Here is a 16,499-nt window from a genome sequence, read left to right on the forward strand (position 1 = left end):
CCGTGGTTCATCGGCGGACCCCTTAGAATTCCCCCATGCCCGAGCTCCCTGAAGTAGAAACCACCCGCCGCGGCCTGGCCCCGCACCTGGAAGGCCGCAACGTCCACGGCGTGATCCTGCGCCGGCCCGACCTGCGCTGGCCGATCCCGCCGGAGATCAGCACGCTGCTCCCCGGGCAGGCCATCCAAGGCGTGCGCCGGCGTGCCAAGTACCTGTTGCTCGATACCGCCGTGGGCAGCGCACTGCTGCACCTGGGCATGTCCGGCAGCCTGCGCGTGCTGCCCGGCGACACCCCGGTGCGCGCGCACGACCACGTCGACATCAGCCTGGACAACGGGCGCCTGCTGCGCTTCAACGACCCGCGCCGCTTCGGCAGCCTGCTCTGGCAGCCGGACGGAGAAACCCATTCGCTGCTGGCCGGACTCGGCCCGGAGCCGTTGGATGAGGCCTTCGATGGCGACTATCTGTTCGCCCGCAGCCGCGGTCGCAGCGCGTCGGTGAAGACCTTCCTCATGGACCAAGGCATCGTGGTCGGGGTGGGCAACATCTACGCCGCCGAAAGCCTGTTCATGGCCGGGATCAACCCGCTGCGCGAGGCCGGCAAGATCTCCCGCGCGCGCTACCAGCGCCTGGCCGATGCGGTGAAACAGATCCTGACCTATGCCATCACCCGCGGCGGCACCACCCTGCGCGATTTCATCAATCCGGACGGGGCGCCGGGCTACTTCGAGCAGGAGTTGCTGGTCTACGGGCGTGAAGGCGAGCCCTGCCGCCAGTGTGGCCGGCTGCTCCGCCACGCCACCATCGGCCAGCGCGCCAGCGTCTGGTGCGGGCACTGTCAGCGCTGAATCGTCGCGCGCCTGTCGCCTGCCCGGCGGTATAGTCCGCCCAACGTCACCGGCGGGGGTGTGCGATGGACGAAGGACCGGATATCACCGTGTGGCTGGATTCAGCCCGGGCGGGCGACCGCGCCGCGCTCGACCGGGTCCTGACCCTGCTCTATCACGAGCTGCACAGCATGGCCCGCCGGCAGCTTGCCGGGCAGCAGGGGCGCACCCTGGATGCCACCTCGCTGGTGCACGAGTCCTACCTGAAGCTGCTCGGCTCCCGCGGCGCGGCCCGCTTCGAAGACCGCGCGCATTTCTTCGCCTACGCCGCCTCGGCAATGCGCAGCGTGGTGGTCGATTACGCACGCAACCGGCTGGCGCGCAAACGCGGCGGTGATCTCAAGCGGGTGGAGCTGCCCGAAAACAGCAGCAGCGGCGTGCGTCTGGATGAAGACCTGCTGGCGCTGGATGTGGCGTTGGCCCAGCTGCATGCGGTGGATGCACACCTGGCCAAGGTGGTGGAACTGCGTTACTTCGCTGGCCTGTCCGAGCAGGAGATTGCCGATCTATGCCAACGCTCGGAGCGCAGCATCCGCCGCGACTGGCAGAAGGCGCGTATGTTCCTGCTGGCCTCGGTCGGGGAGCCCTGAAAGGCCACGCATCGTCCGGGGAGAGGACCGATGGAGGCGTCACGCTGGCGGCAGCTGTCCTGCCTGCTGGATCAATTGCTGGAACTGCCCGAACCGGCGCGAGAGCAGCGGCTGCTGCGCCTGCGTGAGGACGATCCGAGCCTGGCCGACGATGTCGAGCGCCTGCTCGCACATGAGCGCGACAGCCACGAGTTCCTGGCCCAGCCGTTGTGGACCGCTGCGCCGGAAGACAGCCGGGTGGGCACACGGGTCGGCCCGTACCGGTTGCTCCGGCCTCTCGGCGAGGGCGGCATGGGCGAGGTCTGGCTGGCCGAGCGCGCCGATGGCCTGTACGAGCGCCAGGTCGCGCTGAAGCTGCTGCGCAGCGGCTACGCCGATCCCGGCCTGCGCCAGCGCTTCAGCCGCGAGCGCGAGATCCTGGCCCGGCTGCAGCACCCGAACCTGGCCCATCTGCTGGATGCCGGCGTGGATCTGCAGGGGCAGCCTTATCTTGCGCTGGCCTATGTGGAAGGCGAGCCGATCACCGCGTATTGCCAGCGCTTGGCGCTCCCGCTGGAGCGGCGTCTGCAGCTCATGCTGCAGGTCTGCGCGGTGGTCAGCCATGCGCATGCCAACCTGATCGTGCACCGTGACCTCAAGCCCTCCAACATCCTGGTCACGGCCGAAGGCGAGGTGAAGCTGCTGGACTTCGGCATCGCCAAACTGCTCGACGATGACGAGGGCAAGCCGCCCGTGCATCCCCCCACCGAAGCGCGGGCGTTCACCCTGCACTACGCCGCGCCGGAACAGGTGCGCGGCGAGCCGGTCTCCACGCTGACCGATGTGTACTCGCTGGGGGTGGTGCTGTTCGAGGTGATCACCGGGCAAAAGCCCTATCGGCTGCGCCGGCACAGTGATGCCGAGTGGGAACGCTCGATCCTGGAGGTGCAGGCACCGCGCGCCTCGGCCGTCATGGCGCGCGTGGCCGCCGCCGGTGGCGAGCCGGCCGGGGCGGCCAGGCGCCTGTCGCGGCGCCTGCGTGGCGATCTGGATACGATCCTGCTCAAGGCCCTGCAGAAGGAGCCTGCGCAGCGTTACGCCTCGGTGGAAGCGCTGGCGCAGGACCTGCGTCGCTTCCTCGAGGGCCGCCCGATCCACGCCCGCCCCCAGCACGTGGGCTACCGGCTGCGCAAATACCTGGGCCGGCATCGCTGGGGCGTCGCGCTGGGCACCATGGCGGTGCTGGCGCTGCTCGCATTGGCACTGACCGCGCTGTGGCAGATGCAGCAGGCGCGGCGCGAGATCGCGCGTGCGCAGGCCATGCAGGATTTCACCGTGGGCCTGTTCGACCGCGCCGCCAGCGTGCGCCATGGCAGCTTCGATCTGCGCCAGCTGCTGGCCACCGGTCAGCAACGTGGCGAGGCCGAACTGCGCGATCAACCGCTGTCGCTGGCCGAGCTGGAGGGCGTGATCGGGCGGTTGCGGATCGGTATGGGCGACTACCAGCTGGCGCTGCAGACGCTGGACCGACAGCGCGCGTTGCTGGAGGAGGCCGGCGAGGTGCCGCCTACCCTGCAGCTGGAAGCGGTGACCCAGCGCGGCCGTGCGCTGCGCATGCTGGGCCGCTCGCGCGAGTGCGTGACGCACCTCACCCCTATGCAGGCGCTGGCCGCCGAGTATCGCCTGCGGCTGCCGGCCGCCGTGGCCGAGTACCACACCCAGCTCGGGCGCTGCCAACAACTCCTGGGGTACCGCGACAACGCCCGCGCCGCCTTCGAACAGGCCCTGGTGCTGCGGCGCGATGTACTGCGCGATACCCCCGGCACGTCGGAGAGCCTGGCTGACCTGGCCGCACTGGACAGCGACGATGGCCGCGGCCCGGCGGCACTGGCCGGCTACCAGCAAGCGCTGCAGCTGCTGCAGGCCGGTGACACCGTGCGGTATCCCCAGTTGATCGCGCTGCGCCGGCACATGGGCGAGACACTGGCTGCGCAGGGCGATCTGGACGCAGCCGAGCGGGCCCTGAAGATCGCCAGCGCCGATGCGGTGGGCATGTATGGGCCGGATCACCCGGAAACCCTGTCGATCCGCCGGCTGCGTGCCCTGCTGGCGATGCAGCGCGGTGATCTGCAGCAGGCCGACACCCAGCTGCAGCAGGTCCATCACCTGACCCGGCAGGCCTTGGGCGAGCAACACCGCGACACCGGGCTGACCTGGCACGCGCTGGGCAGGTCGGCACTGGAGCGCGGTGACAGCACCCTGGCGATCGACGACTTCGCCCGGGCGGTGGCGATCTGGCGGCAACCCGACTGCGTGGGGCTGCTGCCGCAGGGCCTGTATGACCTGGGCGAAGCCTTGGCCCAGGCGGGGCGCTGGCAGGCGGCGCTGGCTGCCCTGCACGAGGGACGGCAGTGGCAGGCCGCGCAACGGGGCGACGACGATGCGTCGGTGCAACAGGCGGATCGGCGCATGGCCGAACTAATCAGCGCATTCGGCGACCCGCATCAGGCCGGCGAGCAGCTGGCGGCGCTGATGCGACGGGTGGGCCGGGCGGGGCCGTCCAGCCCGGCGCTGCAGCGCGCGCTGCAACTGGCCTGGGGCCGGAACCTGGGCCGCATGGGCCAGGCGGTGGAGGCACGCCGCGCGCTGGCCCCGTTGCTGGTGGGCGACGCCGCGGATCAGGGCAGCCGCGTCCTGCGCTGGCGCGCCCGTGCCGCGATGGCGCAGCTGGACTGCACGAGCGCACCGGCGCGTGCGCGTGAGGCGCTGGTGCAGCTGCAGCAGGAACTGCAGGCGCAGTGGCCGCAGGGTGGGCAGCTGCTGCAGGAGGTGAACCGGGTGCGGGAGGCGTGCGCACCGGCGCAGATCGCGGCCAGCCCGTGAGCACGCTGGCTGAACGCCGCCCCGCATTCACCTCGGCGAATTAACGTCTGCGTGCCTATGATGGCCGGCCCTCCCTTGCCATCGCTGCCTGCATGCAACGACGCGACTTCCTCCGCAATGCCTCCGTGGCCCTGGCCGCCTTCGGCCTGCCTGCACTGCCGGCCTGTGCCGCGCAGGGCAACCAGGTCGGCCTGCGCCGGCTGGGCGAGCCGCAGCCGTTCGATTTCGCCTCGCTGAAAGGGCAGGCCCGCGCGCTGTCCCAAGCCGCCTACCAGAGCCACAAGCGGACCCTGCCGGGTCCGGTCGAAGCGTTGGACTGGGACCAGTACCAGTCCATCCAGTACCGCCAGGACCATGCGTTGTGGGCCGACCAGCCCGGCCGCTACCAGGCCAAGTTCTTCCACCTCGGCCTGTACTTCCATTCGCCGGTGCGGATGTTCGACGTGACCAACGGCAAGGCGCAGGAACTGGCCTACGACGGCGCGGCGTTCGACTACGGCAAGAGTGGCCTGAAGGGCAGCCATCTGCCGGCCGACCTGGGCTTTGCCGGCTTCCGGCTCAATACCCGCAAGGACACCGACCGCGATTTCGCCGCGTTCCTCGGTGCCAGCTATTTCCGCGCGGTCGGCAAGGAGGGCCAGTACGGCCAGTCCGCGCGCGGCCTGGCGATCGATACCGGCATGGGCAAGCCCGAGGAATTCCCGGATTTCATCGCCTATTACCTGGAGCAGCCGGCGGCCGACTCCAACACGCTGGTGGTGTATGCCCTGCTGGATTCGCCAAGCACCACCGGCGCCTACCGGTTCGCGATCACCAACGGTGATGTGCTGCTGATGGACATCGATTGCGCGCTGTACCCGCGCAAGGCGATCGAGCGGCTCGGCATCGCCCCGTGCACCAGCATGTACCAGGTGGGCGAGAACGACCGCCGCATGGCCTGGGACTGGCGCCCGGAGATCCACGATACCGACGGCCTGTCGATGTGGACCGGGGCCGGTGAATGGATCTGGCGCCCGCTGTGCAACCCGTACCACCTGCGCTTCAACATGTTCGTGGACAACAACCCGCGCGGCTTCGGCCTGCTGCAGCGCGACCGCAATTTCGACCACTACCAGGACGACGGCGTCTTCTACGAGAAGCGCCCCTGCCTGTGGGTGGAACCGAAAGGGCAGTGGGGCAAGGGCTCGGTGCAGCTGGTTGAAATCCCGACCGTGGATGAGACCTTCGACAACATCGTGGCGTTCTGGAATCCCGAGGCCAAGCCGCAGCCGGGCCAGGAGCTGCTGCTCGGCTACCGCCTGTACTGGGGCGCGCAGCCGCCGGCGCGTACCCCGCTGGCGCACTGCGTGGCCAGCCGTACCGGCCTGGGCGGGGTGATCGGCAAGAAGCGCGAGTACTTCTCGTGGCGCTTCGCGGTCGATTTCGAAGGCGGCGAACTGGCCGCGTTGATCGACAAGGACGAAGTGGAAGCCGTGGTCCAGGTCAGCCGTGGCCGCACCGAGATCGTCTCGGCGCGCCCGCTGCGCGAGATCAAGGGCTACCGCGCGATGTTCGACGTGGTGCCACCGGATGACTCGACCGAGCAGATCGATATCCGCCTGTACCTGCGCAGCGGCGGCAAGACCCTGACCGAAACCTGGCTGTATCAGTACAGCCCGCCGCCGAAGGGTGCGCCGGAGCGCACGTTGTATTGATCAAAGCGGCAATGGGACCTGTGCCGGGTCGATTCTTCCCTCGCCGCGCGTGATCTTCTTGAACTCCGCGCGGCTCACCGACACGTAGCGCTCGTTGCCGCCGATCTCCACCTGCGGGCCGTCCTGCACCGCGTGGCCGTGCTCGTCCACGCGCACGGTCATCGTGGCCTTCTTGCCGCTGTGGCAGATCGTCTTGATCTCCTGCATCTCATCGGCCCAGGCCAGCAGGTACTGGCTGCCTTCGAACAGCTCACCGCGGAAATCGGTGCGCAGGCCGTAGCAGAGCACCGGGATGCGCATCTGGTCGACCACTTCGCTCAGCTGCCAGACCTGGCTGCGGGTCAGGAACTGCGCTTCATCGACCAGCACGCAGCCCAGCGGGCCGTGCGTGTCGATGTCCTCGGCGATCAGCTGCTGCAGGTCGGTGCCCTGCTGGAACGCGATCCCGTCGGCCTTCAGGCCGATCCGCGAGGCGACCACGCCGCGCCCGGCGCGATCGTCCAGCCGTGGGGTCAGGATGGCCACGCGCATGCCCCGCTCGCGGTAGTTGTGCGCCGACTGCAGCAGGGTCGTGGTCTTGCCGGCGTTCATCGCCGAATAATAGAAATAGAGCTTGGCCATGCCGGGATTTTATCCCTTCGGCGGTCCTGGCATGCCCTTGTCGCCTCAGTCCTGATGGCCCGGCACCGTGGCCGGCAGGCCAACCTCGACCGAACCGGTGCCGATGGCACGGCCAGCCGCCTCCAACTGCCGGTCCTGCCATTGCCAGTACTGGGCTGGCTGCCAGTATTCGTCGCGGTAGAACACATCCGGCTCCAGGTACCGCAGGCCGCGCGCATCCCGGGCCACCATGCGCATGCCGCCGACCGCGCCGGTGTGGCTGCCGGTGACGTTGAGCAGACCGCGACGCAACTCGCGCTCCAGCCGCGGCTGGGCCGCCTTGTCCCCGAACTCGGCGTACACCGCCGGGCCCACCTGCAGAGCACGGGCCTGTTCGGCCGGCTCCAGCCCGGCCCAGTAGCGTTCGCGCAGCCCAAGCAGAAATCCGGTCCCGCGTTCAGCGGCGAGGTCCATCCACGCATAGGCCACGGCCCGGTCTTGGGCGCCGCCCTGGCCGTTCCACCACATCTCGGCGAGCGCGGCCTGGGACAACTTGTCGGCGTAGCGGGCACCGAGGCGGTAGTAGCGCCGTGCGTCTTCGAAGCGGCCGCGGGCCTGGGCCTCCTTGCCGTGCTTGCGGTAGCGCAGGTCGGGGTGGCTGACCAGGAACGCATCGGTCTCCTGTGCGTCCTGGGCGCGCAGATCCGGTTGGCTGGACTGCGCCCATGCCGGAACGGTCACGAGTACGGCGATCATGCCCCCCATCTGCCACGCCTTCCTGATAGTCACGTCACGTCGCCTCCGTTGCGTCGATGGGCGCCATGTTCGATCCACTGATGTGAAGGCGTCAACTCCGCGCGGTCGCGCGTCGATGCAGGCCGAGCAAGGCCGGTACAATGCCCCTCCCCTGGAGATGGCATGCACGGTCTCAATCCTCCCCAACACGCGGCAGTGATGCACTGCGAAGGTCCTCTGCTGGTGCTTGCGGGCGCGGGCAGCGGCAAGACGCGCGTGATCGTGGAGAAGATCGGCCAGCTGATCGCCAGCAAGCGCTACCCGGCGCGGCGGATCGCGGCGATCACCTTCACCAACAAATCGGCCAAGGAAATGCGCGAGCGCGTGGCCAAGCGCCTGCGCGGTGGCGACGCCGATGAAGTGACGATCTGTACGTTCCACGCGCTGGGGCTGAAGTTCCTGCAGATTGAACATGCGGCCGTCGGGCTCAAGCGCGGGTTCTCGATCTTCGATGCAGACGATTCGACCGCGCAGGTGAAGGACCTGATGTACGGGGCCAAGCCGGACGACATCGAGGACGTGAAGAACCTGATCTCGCGCGCCAAGAACGCCGGCCTCTCACCCGAGCAGGCGATGGCCGCGGCGCGCAGCACGCGCGAGAAGGAAGCGGCCAGCGTCTACGAGCGGTACCAGCTGCGCCTGACCGCGTTCAACGCGGTCGATTTCGATGATCTGATCCGGCTGCCGGTGCAGGTGCTGGAAGAGAATCCGGAGATCGCCATCGCCTGGCGCGAACGCATCGGCTACCTGCTGGTCGACGAATGCCAGGACACCAACGATGCGCAGTACCGGCTGCTCAAGCAGCTGGCCGGCAGCAAGGGCAACTTCACCTGCGTGGGCGATGACGATCAGTCGATCTACGCCTGGCGCGGTGCGAACCCGGAAAACCTGCAGCAGATGGCGCGCGATTATCCTGCGCTGGAAATCATCAAACTGGAGCAGAACTACCGCTGCTCCAACCGCGTGCTGCGCGCGGCCAACGCGCTGATCGCCAACAACCCGCACGAGCATCTGAAGAAGCTGTGGAGCGACCAGGCCGACGGCGAGCGCATCCGTGTGTGGGAGTGCCGCAACAGCGAGCACGAAGCGGAAAAGGTCGCGGCGGAAATCGCCTTCCTGGCCACCTCCAAGAAGATTCCGTGGAGCGATTTCTGCATCCTGTTCCGCGGCAATTTCCAGTCGCGGCCGCTGGAAAAAGCGCTGCAGCTGGTGCGTGCGCCGTACCACATCACCGGCGGCACCGCGTTCCTGGAACGGCAGGAGGTCAAGGACACGCTGTCCTGGCTGCGCCTGCTGGTGAACCCGGATGACGATACGGCGTTCATGCGCGCGGTGCAGTCGCCCAAGCGCGAAGTGGGCGCCGGTACGCTGGCCAAGCTGGCCGAGCTGGCCTCGGAAAAAGATCTGCCGATGGCGCATGCTGCCGAAGCGATCGGTGCGCTCTCGCAGTTGCCGCCGCGCGCGGCCAACGGGCTGAGCCGCTTCACCGACATCCTGCGCGACCTGCGCGCGGAGATGCCCAAGCTCAGCTCCGGTGATCTGGTGCGCAAGCTGGTGAAGGACTCCGGGCTGGTCTCGGACCTGCGCAGTGCATGCAAGGAAGAGTCTGTCTACCAGCGCCGCCTTGGCAACCTGGAAGAACTGGCGCAATGGTTCGAAGGCGGCCCGAGGGGTGCCTCCACGGCGGATCTGGCCGCGCAGCTGGCGTTGCTTTCACGCAACGACAAGGACGACGGCGGCAACCAGGTGCGGATGATGACCATGCACGCCTCCAAGGGCCTGGAATTCCCGTACGTGTTCATCATCGGCTGCGAAGACGGTGTGCTGCCGCACCAGGTCAGCCTGGACGAAGGCAACCTGCAGGAAGAGCGGCGCCTGCTGTACGTGGGCATCACCCGCGCCAAGGTGCAGCTGTGGATGAGTTACAGCAAGCTCACCCGCAAGTTCGGCGAGCACGTGCGGCTCAAGCCCAGCCGCTTCTTCGATGAGATACCGGCCGAGGAAATGCAGCGCGATGGTGCAGATCCCGTCGCCGATGCCGCGCGCAAGAAAGAGCGTGCCAGCGCGGGCCTGGCGGCGATCCAGGCACTGTTCGACTGAGCATCGTCGGGTAGAGCCACCCCATGGGTGGCTCTACGGCACAATCGGCCTATCACCCTTCACCGGTACCCGCATGTCCGCCGTGATCCAGACCGACCGCCTGCACCTGCGCCTGATCGACCCCGACCATGACGCGGCCGACATGCTGGCCCTGCTCAACGAGCCCGGTTTCATCCGCAACATCGCCGACCGCGGCGTACGCACCCTGGCGCAGGCGCGTGACTACACCGCCGAGCGCGTGCTCGGCAGCTACACCCTCAATGGCTTTGGCATGTACGCCGTGATCCGCCGCGAGGACGGCGCATGGCTGGGCAACGCCGGTCTGGTCCGCCGCGCCGGGCTGCCGGCACCGGACATCGGCTATGCACTGCTGTCGCAGTACGAAGGCCACGGCTACGCGTTGGAAGCCGCGCGCGGGGTGCTGCATTACGCGCGCGATGTACTCGGCCATGCCGATCTGTACGGCATCGTCTCGCCGGACAACGTGCGCTCCGCCGCGCTGCTGCGCAAGCTGGGCATGGAGGATCGCGGCGACTTGCTGCTGCCGCCGCCACACGAAGAAGTGGTGCTGCTGTTTGCCACGCCGGGCGCGCCGGCCCCCCAACGGTAAAGCCGACCGTCGCTCGGCTGCGCTCCGCAAGCCAGCCAATCAGCACCACTGGGTAGAGCCGACCGTTGGTCGGCTGCTCTCAGCCCCCCAACTGTGCGCGCAGCTCTGCCAGCTGTTCCTGCAGCTCGGCCACGGTGGCCTCCAACTGCTGCACGCGGGACTCCAGTACCGGAGTGGCACCGCCGCCGCCGGCACCGGACGGCGCCGACCGGTACTGCTCGGCCAAGGCCTGCACGTCCACCGGGCCGGCCAGCAGGTGCATGTAGCGGTCTTCGCGCTGGCCGCTGGCGCGTGGCAGCTGGACCGCCATGCCGCGCTGGATCATGCGCTCCAGGTGGTGGCGCAGTTCGTCCACGTCCTGGAAGCGGACCAGGCGCTCGCTGCGGGTCAGCAGTTCATTGAGGGTCTGCGGGCCGCGCAGCAGCAACAGGCCCAGGATCGCCAGCTGCTGGCGGGTCAGGTCCAGCGCGGCACCGGCGCGGTGTTCGTAGCGCTCGGCGCGCGAGGAGTACTGCTGGCGCGCCAGGCCCAGGGTCTCCAGCTGGCGCAGCGCGTGGTGCACATCGCCGGCCGACAGGGCCATGACCGGCTCGCGGGCGGTCTTCTGGTTGGCCGCCACCTGGGCGGCGTTGACCGTCAGCGGGTAGGCGTCCGGGGTGGTCGCCTCCTTCTCGATCAGGCAGCCCAACGCGCGGGCCTGGGCCGCGCTGAGCACGGGCAGGGCAGGGGTCTGGGTGTCGTCGGTCATGGGGCGCTCCGGGGTGTTTCAGGGGCGTGCAGCATAGCCGAGCCCCGCCTGCGGCATGAATGCCGCGGGACAAGCCGGTAAACTGGCGCGAATCTGTTGCCGGTGAATGCCATGCGTCGTAGTGCTGTTTCCCTGTCCGTGCTTGCCTGCGCCGTTATGGCGCTGAGTGCCTGCAAGCGCACTGAAACCCCGGCCGATGCCGCCCCGCCAGCCGCCGCTGCCGCGGCCAGTGCACCGGCCGCCACCGGCGATGCCGCCGTGGCCGCCAACGACAACCTCAATGCCGTGCTGTGGATGCAGCGTTCGCAGGAGTACCGGGCGATCACCGAGCAGACCTACCGTTCGGCCGCCGATCACCTGGACAAGGCCCTCAAGGAACCCAACTGGGACGCGCTGGTGCCTGAAGAACGCGGCAATGCCGCCAAGGGCCTGAAGCCGGCCGTGGTGCTGGATGTGGACGAAACCGTGCTGGACAACTCGCCCTACCAGGCGCGCCTGGTGCGCGATGGCAAGGAATACGACGAGCTGAGCTGGGACCAGTGGGTGGCCGAAAAGAAGGCCAAGGCGATTCCGGGCGTGGTCGATTTCGCCAAGGCCGCCAACGCCAAGGGCGTGACCCTGCTGTACATCTCCAACCGCGCCGTGCATCTCAAGGACGCCACCCTGGCCAACCTGCGCGAGCAGGGCCTGCCGGTGGCCGACGACAGCGTGTTCCTCGGCCTGGGCACCGTGGTGGACGGCTGCGAGCAGGCCGGCAGCGAGAAGAACTGCCGCCGCCGCCTGGCCGGCCAGAACTACCGCGTGCTGATGCAGTTCGGCGACCAGCTGGGCGACTTCGTGGAAGTCACCGCCAACACCAACGATGGCCGCGATGCGCTGCTGCAGCAGTACCACGACTGGTTCGGCGAGCGCTGGTGGATGCTGCCCAACCCGACCTACGGCGGCTTCGAGCCGGCACAGTTCAACAACGATTACAGCCAGTCGCGCCAGGCCCGCCACGACGCCAAGCGCGCCGCGCTGGATTACGCACCGTGAGCCGCGCGCCGCTGCCGCTGCGGGACGAGGAGCGCCTGATCTTCGCGCTCGACGTGCCCGGCCGCGCCGACGCGCTGGCCTGGGTCGATCGCCTCGGTGATGCCGTGTCGTTCTACAAGATCGGCATGGAACTGCTGGCCTCCGGCGAGTACTTCGAGGTGCTCGAGGCGCTGGCCGCACGCGACAAGCGGGTGTTCGTCGATCTGAAGTTCTTCGACATCCCGGCCACCGCCGCGGCGGTGATCAAGCGCCTCTCGCAGTGGCCGGTGAGCTACGCCACCATCCATGGCTGGCACCCGGCGATGATGGAGGCCTGCGCGGCCGCCAACGGCAGCGACATGCGCCTGCTGGCGGTGACCGTGCTGACCTCGATGGGGCGCAGCGACTTGGCCCAGATGGGCATCGACCGCGAGCCGGTCGAGGTGGTGGTCGAACGCGCGCTGGCCGCCCAGGCCGTCGGCATCGATGGCGTCATTGCCTCCGGCCAGGAGGCTGGGCCGATCCGCGCCGCCACCGGCGACGGCTTCTCGATCGTCTGCCCGGGCATCCGCCCCGGCGGGCCGGTCGGGGATGACCAGAAGCGCACCGTGGGCGTGGCCCAGGCGTTCGCCGATGGCGCCGATGCGATCGTGGTCGGTCGCCCGATCCGGCTCGCCAGCGACCCGCAGGCCGCCGCGCGCGCCATCCAGGCCGAGATCGCCCAGGCGCTCGCCGCGCGCTGAGGCGGTGACGGGGCGGCACCGCCCCGTCACACCTGGTTTTTCTGTACATTCAAGGGCTTGCGCACGGAGCGCAGGGTCGGTAGGTCTGCCGGCTTGCCGCTGTCACCGAACAGGCCGCAAGATGCGGACCGGTCCGGGGAGTCCGAATTCATGTCCATGTCGTTGAAGCCGTGGCAGTACCGAGGGCAGGCGTTGGCGCTGGCCCTGTGCGGGTTGGTGCTGCTCAGTGCCTGCAAGGACAAGCAGATCGACCCCGATGCACCGGCGTCCGAGCCGGTCGCGGCCCTGCAGCAGCTGGCGCAGCGGGTCGCCGACAACGATCTGGTCGGCTACGCGAAGGCAGCGGTGCCGCCGGCCCAGTACGCGCGCCTGCAGGGCGCCTGGAGCCAGGGCCACAGCCGTTGGCCGCTGACCGAGCTGCCGCTGGATGGGCAGTTGCTGCCGATGCTCACTGCGCTGTCGCGGCCGGACGCGCCGCAGCGGCTGCAACGCTCGTTCGATACCCAGATCGCCGGCCAGGCCACGCAGGTCCGCCAGGCGGCCCATTCGATGGGATTGTTCGGCGAGCAGTACCTGCGCAACCAGAGCGAGTACAGCGACAGCGAGCGCGCCCACTACACCCAGGTGGTGAACGCGCTCAGCCGCTGGGCCGCCGCGGCGCCACTGACGGACAAGCAGCGGGCGAAGACGACCATCACCCTGCTCACCGCTACCGCGCGCACTGCCGGGCTGTCCACGGATGCCGAACTGCAGGCCGCGGGCATGGAAGAGAGCCTGCGCCGGCTCGGGCCCTTCATCAAAGCCTTCAAGACGGCCCTGGCCAGTTACGGGCTGTCGCTGGACGCGGCGTTGACCGAGCTGCGCGGCGAGCTGACGTCCGCGCTGGGCGACGACGCGGTGGTGCGGATCCAGTACACGCTGGCCGGCGAACAGATCGACGCCCAGGTGCGGATGACACGGCGCGACGGGCATTGGTACGTGACCCGCACGCTGGAAGACACCGATGCGCTGCTGCAGGCCGCCGACGCCGCACAAGCTGAACATGACGCCCGCCAAGCGGCCGACGCAGAGGCGGCGGCGGCGGTCAAGGACGGTGCTTCTGCATCGGCTAAGCCATAATGAAGCCGATGCCGAACCAGAATCCCCTGCCTTTCCCCGGTGAAGAGCCGCCCAAGACGCCGGACGCCATGTCCTCGTCGCCCGCTACCGTGCCGTCCGACGGTGCTGCCGCCCCGGTTCCACCGGCCGCTGGCGCGCCCGTGGAGGCCGTTGCCGTCGATGCGGAGCCGTCCACCGTCGTGCCGTCCGCGATCGTGCCCGGCACCCGCCCCCCCAGCGGTCGCCCGCCGTGGTGGGCGCGCCTGCTTGGCCGCCTGGTCGAGCCGTGGCTGTCGCTGAAGATCGAACCCGAACACCCCGGCCAGTACAACGATGGCCGCCCGGTGGTCTACGTGCTGGAGGACTACGGTCTGTCCAACGCGCTGATCTTGGACAAGGCCTGCCGCGAAGCCGGCCTGCCCTCGCCGCTGGTGCCGATCGCCGGTGACCCGACCGGGCGCAGGCGCGCCTACCTGGCCCTGTCGCGCCGGAGCAGCAGCAACTCGCTGATCCCCGAGCAGCGTGGCGCCAAGACCCACTCGGACTCGCTGGCCAAGGTGCTGCAGGCGCACCGCGCCCGCGGCGAGCTGGACGTGCACCTGGTGCCGGTGTCGATCTTCGTCGGCCGCGCGCCGGACAAGCAGAGCGGCTGGTTCGCGGTGCTGTTCTCGGAAAACTGGGCCCTGGTGGGTCGTTTCCGTCGCCTGCTGGCGGTGCTGCTCAACGGCCGCAGCACGATCGTGCGCTTCGCCCCGCCGATCTCGCTGCGCACCACGGTCGATGAGGGGCTGGACCCCGAACGCACCGTGCGCAAGCTGCAGCGCGTGCTGCGCACCCATTTCCGCCGCATCCGCGAATCGGTGATCGGGCCGGATCTGTCGACCCGCCGCCTGCTGGTGGACAAGGTGCTCGACGCGGACACGGTGCGCGAAGCGATCGCCTCACAGGCCAAGCGCGACAACTCCAAGCCGGCCGATGCCTGGAAAAAAGCCCACGCCTACGCGTGGGAAATCGCCGCGGATTACTCCAGTCCGGTGGTGCGCTCGGCCAGCTTCATGCTCAGCCATGTCTGGAACCGCATCTACGCCGGCGTGCTGGTCCACCACCTGGACAAGTTCAAGGCCGCCGCGCCCGGGCATGAAGTGGTCTATGTGCCCAGCCACCGCAGCCACATGGATTACCTGCTGCTGTCCTACCTGCTGTACGACCGCGGCATCGTGCCGCCGCACATCGTGGCCGGCATCAATCTCAACCTGCCGGTGGTCGGCACGCTGCTGCGCAAGGGCGGTGCGTTCTTCATCCGCCGCTCGATCCGCGGCAACGCGCTGTACTCGGCGGTGCTCAGCGAATACGTGGCGCAGCTGGTCGCCGGCGGCTACTCGATCGAGTATTTCGTCGAAGGTGGCCGCTCGCGCACCGGGCGCCTGCTGCAGCCCAAGGGCGGCATGATCTCGATGACGCTGCGCGCCTTCCTGCGCCAGCCGCGCAAGCCGGTGCTGTTCCAGCCGGTCTACATCGGCTATGAAAAGCTGATGGAGGGCGGCAGCTACCTGGACGAACTGTCCGGCCGGCCGAAGGAAAAGGAATCGATCTGGTCGCTGCTGTGGTCGATCCCGAAGGTGCTCAAGCAGAACTACGGCCAGGTCGTGGTGAACTTCGGTGAGCCGATCGCGCTCAACGACGTGCTCGCCCAGCGTGCACCGGACTGGAATGGCCAGCCGGTGGGCGAAGACGAGAAGCCCTCGTGGTTGTCCGGCACGGTGGATCACCTGGCCGAACGCATCCAGGTGCATATCAACGGTGCTGCCGACGTCAATCCGATCAACCTGCTCGCGCTGGCGCTGCTGTCCACGCCCAAGCATGCGATGGGCGAGGCGGACCTGATCGCGCAGATCGAACTGTGCAAGACCCTGCTGGTCGAGATGCCCTACTCGGACCGGGTGACGGTGACACCGCACTCGCCGGAGCGGATCATCGCCCACGCCGAGGAAATCAACGTCCTCACCCGCATCAAGCACCCGCTGGGCGACGTGCTCAGCGTCAGTGGCGACACCGCGGTGCTGCTGAGCTACTTCCGCAACAACGTCATCCACCTGTTCACCGCCTCGTCGTGGGTGGCCTGCTGCTTCCAGAACAACCGCCGCATGAGCCGCACCGGGCTGGTCCAGCTGGGCCGCACGGTGTATCCGTTCCTGCAGGCCGAGCTGTTCCTGCCGTGGACCGAAGACGAGTTCGCCCAGCGCATCGAGCAGACCATCAACGTGTTCGTGCGCGAAGGGCTGCTGCAGAACATCAATGATGACGACGGCGGGATCCTGGCGCGCAACACCGGGCAGACCGACGAAGTCTTCCGCCTGCGCGCGATCGGCCATTCGCTGCAGCAGGCGTTCGAGCGCTATTACATCGCGATCTCGGTGCTGGTGAAGAACGGCCCCGGCACGTTGGGCGCGGCCGAGCTGGAAAGCCTGTGCCAGCAGGCTGCGCAGCGCCTGAGCCTGCTCTATGCGCCGGCCGCGCCGGAGTTCTTCGACCGCACGCTGTTCCGCGGCTTCATCCAGAAGCTGCGCGAACTGCGCCTGGTGTGGCCGGATGAAAACAGCAAGCTGCTGTTCGATGCGCGCCTGGACGCGTGGGCGAAGGATGCGAAGTTCATCCTCGGCCGCGAGCTGCGCCATACCATCGAGCGTGTCAGCCCGGAAGCGGCAAAGCCGGAAGAGCCGGTCGCCACGGATTGACGACGGCACGTCGTCAATCCGGA

The 16,499-nt window shown here is 68.6% G+C and carries 13 protein-coding genes; 10 read left to right on the forward strand and 3 right to left on the reverse strand.

Going from position 1 to position 16,499, the window contains the following annotated elements; translation table 11 throughout:
• Positions 1-35: 35 nt before the first annotated feature.
• The 4 genes from mutM (at position 36) to AC06E9_RS17490 (ending at position 6,033) form a co-directional block, all read left to right on the forward strand.
• Complete coding sequence (gene mutM, locus AC06E9_RS17475; protein ID WP_478056510.1) at positions 36-848, forward strand: bifunctional DNA-formamidopyrimidine glycosylase/DNA-(apurinic or apyrimidinic site) lyase; 813 nt, start codon at positions 36-38, stop codon at positions 846-848.
• A 65-nt stretch (positions 849-913) separates the two neighbouring features.
• Positions 914-1,477, forward strand: a complete 564-nt coding sequence (locus AC06E9_RS17480; protein WP_088435324.1) for an ECF-type sigma factor — start codon at positions 914-916, stop codon at positions 1,475-1,477.
• Positions 1,478-1,507: 30 nt separating this feature from the next.
• A complete protein-coding gene (locus AC06E9_RS17485) occupies positions 1,508-4,339 on the forward strand; it encodes a protein kinase domain-containing protein (RefSeq protein WP_478056511.1) in 2,832 nt (943 codons plus the stop codon).
• A 92-nt stretch (positions 4,340-4,431) separates the two neighbouring features.
• Positions 4,432-6,033: an OpgD/OpgG family glucan biosynthesis protein gene (locus AC06E9_RS17490; RefSeq protein ID WP_478056512.1), complete on the forward strand. Its 1,602-nt coding sequence runs from the start codon at positions 4,432-4,434 to the stop codon at positions 6,031-6,033.
• Here AC06E9_RS17490 and AC06E9_RS17495 read toward each other — a convergent pair whose 3' ends face one another.
• Positions 6,034-6,654 (reverse strand): thymidine kinase, encoded by a 621-nt coding sequence (locus tag AC06E9_RS17495; protein ID WP_282263414.1) that lies wholly within the window; start codon positions 6,652-6,654, stop codon positions 6,034-6,036.
• Between the two features lie 45 nt (positions 6,655-6,699).
• Entirely contained in the window at positions 6,700-7,389 is a 690-nt protein-coding gene (locus tag AC06E9_RS17500) for an SEL1-like repeat protein (protein ID WP_152153871.1), read from the reverse strand.
• Positions 7,390-7,551: 162 nt separating this feature from the next.
• Here AC06E9_RS17500 and AC06E9_RS17505 point away from each other — a divergent pair, with 162 nt between their 5' ends.
• Both AC06E9_RS17505 and AC06E9_RS17510 read left to right on the forward strand, forming a co-directional pair.
• The gene (locus AC06E9_RS17505; RefSeq protein WP_121043875.1) at positions 7,552-9,528 is read left to right on the forward strand and encodes a UvrD-helicase domain-containing protein; all 1,977 of its coding nucleotides are present in this window, start codon (positions 7,552-7,554) and stop codon (positions 9,526-9,528) included.
• Between the two features lie 73 nt (positions 9,529-9,601).
• Positions 9,602-10,138, forward strand: coding sequence for a GNAT family N-acetyltransferase (locus tag AC06E9_RS17510; protein ID WP_121043878.1), 537 nt, complete (start codon positions 9,602-9,604; stop codon positions 10,136-10,138).
• A 79-nt stretch (positions 10,139-10,217) separates the two neighbouring features.
• Here AC06E9_RS17510 and AC06E9_RS17515 read toward each other — a convergent pair whose 3' ends face one another.
• On the reverse strand, positions 10,218-10,886 hold the full coding sequence (locus tag AC06E9_RS17515) for a YceH family protein (RefSeq protein WP_121043881.1): 669 nt from the start codon (positions 10,884-10,886) through the stop codon (positions 10,218-10,220).
• A 111-nt stretch (positions 10,887-10,997) separates the two neighbouring features.
• Here AC06E9_RS17515 and AC06E9_RS17520 point away from each other — a divergent pair, with 111 nt between their 5' ends.
• The 4 genes from AC06E9_RS17520 to plsB all read left to right on the forward strand — a co-directional run bounded on the left by AC06E9_RS17520 (position 10,998) and on the right by plsB (position 16,476).
• Positions 10,998-11,921, forward strand: coding sequence for a 5'-nucleotidase, lipoprotein e(P4) family (locus AC06E9_RS17520; RefSeq protein ID WP_183073827.1), 924 nt, complete (start codon positions 10,998-11,000; stop codon positions 11,919-11,921).
• Complete coding sequence (gene pyrF, locus AC06E9_RS17525; protein ID WP_478056513.1) at positions 11,918-12,643, forward strand: orotidine-5'-phosphate decarboxylase; 726 nt, start codon at positions 11,918-11,920, stop codon at positions 12,641-12,643. The genes AC06E9_RS17520 and pyrF overlap by 4 nt, the downstream gene beginning before the upstream one ends.
• A gap of 150 nt (positions 12,644-12,793) precedes the next feature.
• Positions 12,794-13,762: a hypothetical protein gene (locus AC06E9_RS17530; protein WP_461769759.1), complete on the forward strand. Its 969-nt coding sequence runs from the start codon at positions 12,794-12,796 to the stop codon at positions 13,760-13,762.
• On the forward strand, positions 13,762-16,476 hold the full coding sequence (gene plsB / locus AC06E9_RS17535; protein WP_121043889.1) for a glycerol-3-phosphate 1-O-acyltransferase PlsB: 2,715 nt from the start codon (positions 13,762-13,764) through the stop codon (positions 16,474-16,476). The genes AC06E9_RS17530 and plsB overlap by 1 nt, the downstream gene beginning before the upstream one ends.
• Positions 16,477-16,499 lie beyond the last annotated feature (23 nt).

The organism is Stenotrophomonas sp. Steno-Z10-BAI (assembly GCF_056393115.1).

Bases quoted from the DNA above. Each gene is read 5' to 3' on its own strand.
- mutM (WP_478056510.1), top strand. From the start codon at position 36: ATGCCCGAGCTCCCTGAAGTAGAAACCACCCGCCGCGGCCTGGCCCCG.
- AC06E9_RS17480 (WP_088435324.1), top strand. From the start codon at position 914: ATGGACGAAGGACCGGATATCACCGTGTGGCTGGATTCAGCCCGGGCG.
- AC06E9_RS17485 (WP_478056511.1), top strand. From the start codon at position 1,508: ATGGAGGCGTCACGCTGGCGGCAGCTGTCCTGCCTGCTGGATCAATTG.
- AC06E9_RS17490 (WP_478056512.1), top strand. From the start codon at position 4,432: ATGCAACGACGCGACTTCCTCCGCAATGCCTCCGTGGCCCTGGCCGCC.
- AC06E9_RS17495 (WP_282263414.1), bottom strand. From the start codon at position 6,654: ATGGCCAAGCTCTATTTCTATTATTCGGCGATGAACGCCGGCAAGACC.
- AC06E9_RS17500 (WP_152153871.1), bottom strand. From the start codon at position 7,389: ATGATCGCCGTACTCGTGACCGTTCCGGCATGGGCGCAGTCCAGCCAA.
- AC06E9_RS17505 (WP_121043875.1), top strand. From the start codon at position 7,552: ATGCACGGTCTCAATCCTCCCCAACACGCGGCAGTGATGCACTGCGAA.
- AC06E9_RS17510 (WP_121043878.1), top strand. From the start codon at position 9,602: ATGTCCGCCGTGATCCAGACCGACCGCCTGCACCTGCGCCTGATCGAC.
- AC06E9_RS17515 (WP_121043881.1), bottom strand. From the start codon at position 10,886: ATGACCGACGACACCCAGACCCCTGCCCTGCCCGTGCTCAGCGCGGCC.
- AC06E9_RS17520 (WP_183073827.1), top strand. From the start codon at position 10,998: ATGCGTCGTAGTGCTGTTTCCCTGTCCGTGCTTGCCTGCGCCGTTATG.
- AC06E9_RS17530 (WP_461769759.1), top strand. From the start codon at position 12,794: ATGTCCATGTCGTTGAAGCCGTGGCAGTACCGAGGGCAGGCGTTGGCG.
- plsB (WP_121043889.1), top strand. From the start codon at position 13,762: ATGAAGCCGATGCCGAACCAGAATCCCCTGCCTTTCCCCGGTGAAGAG.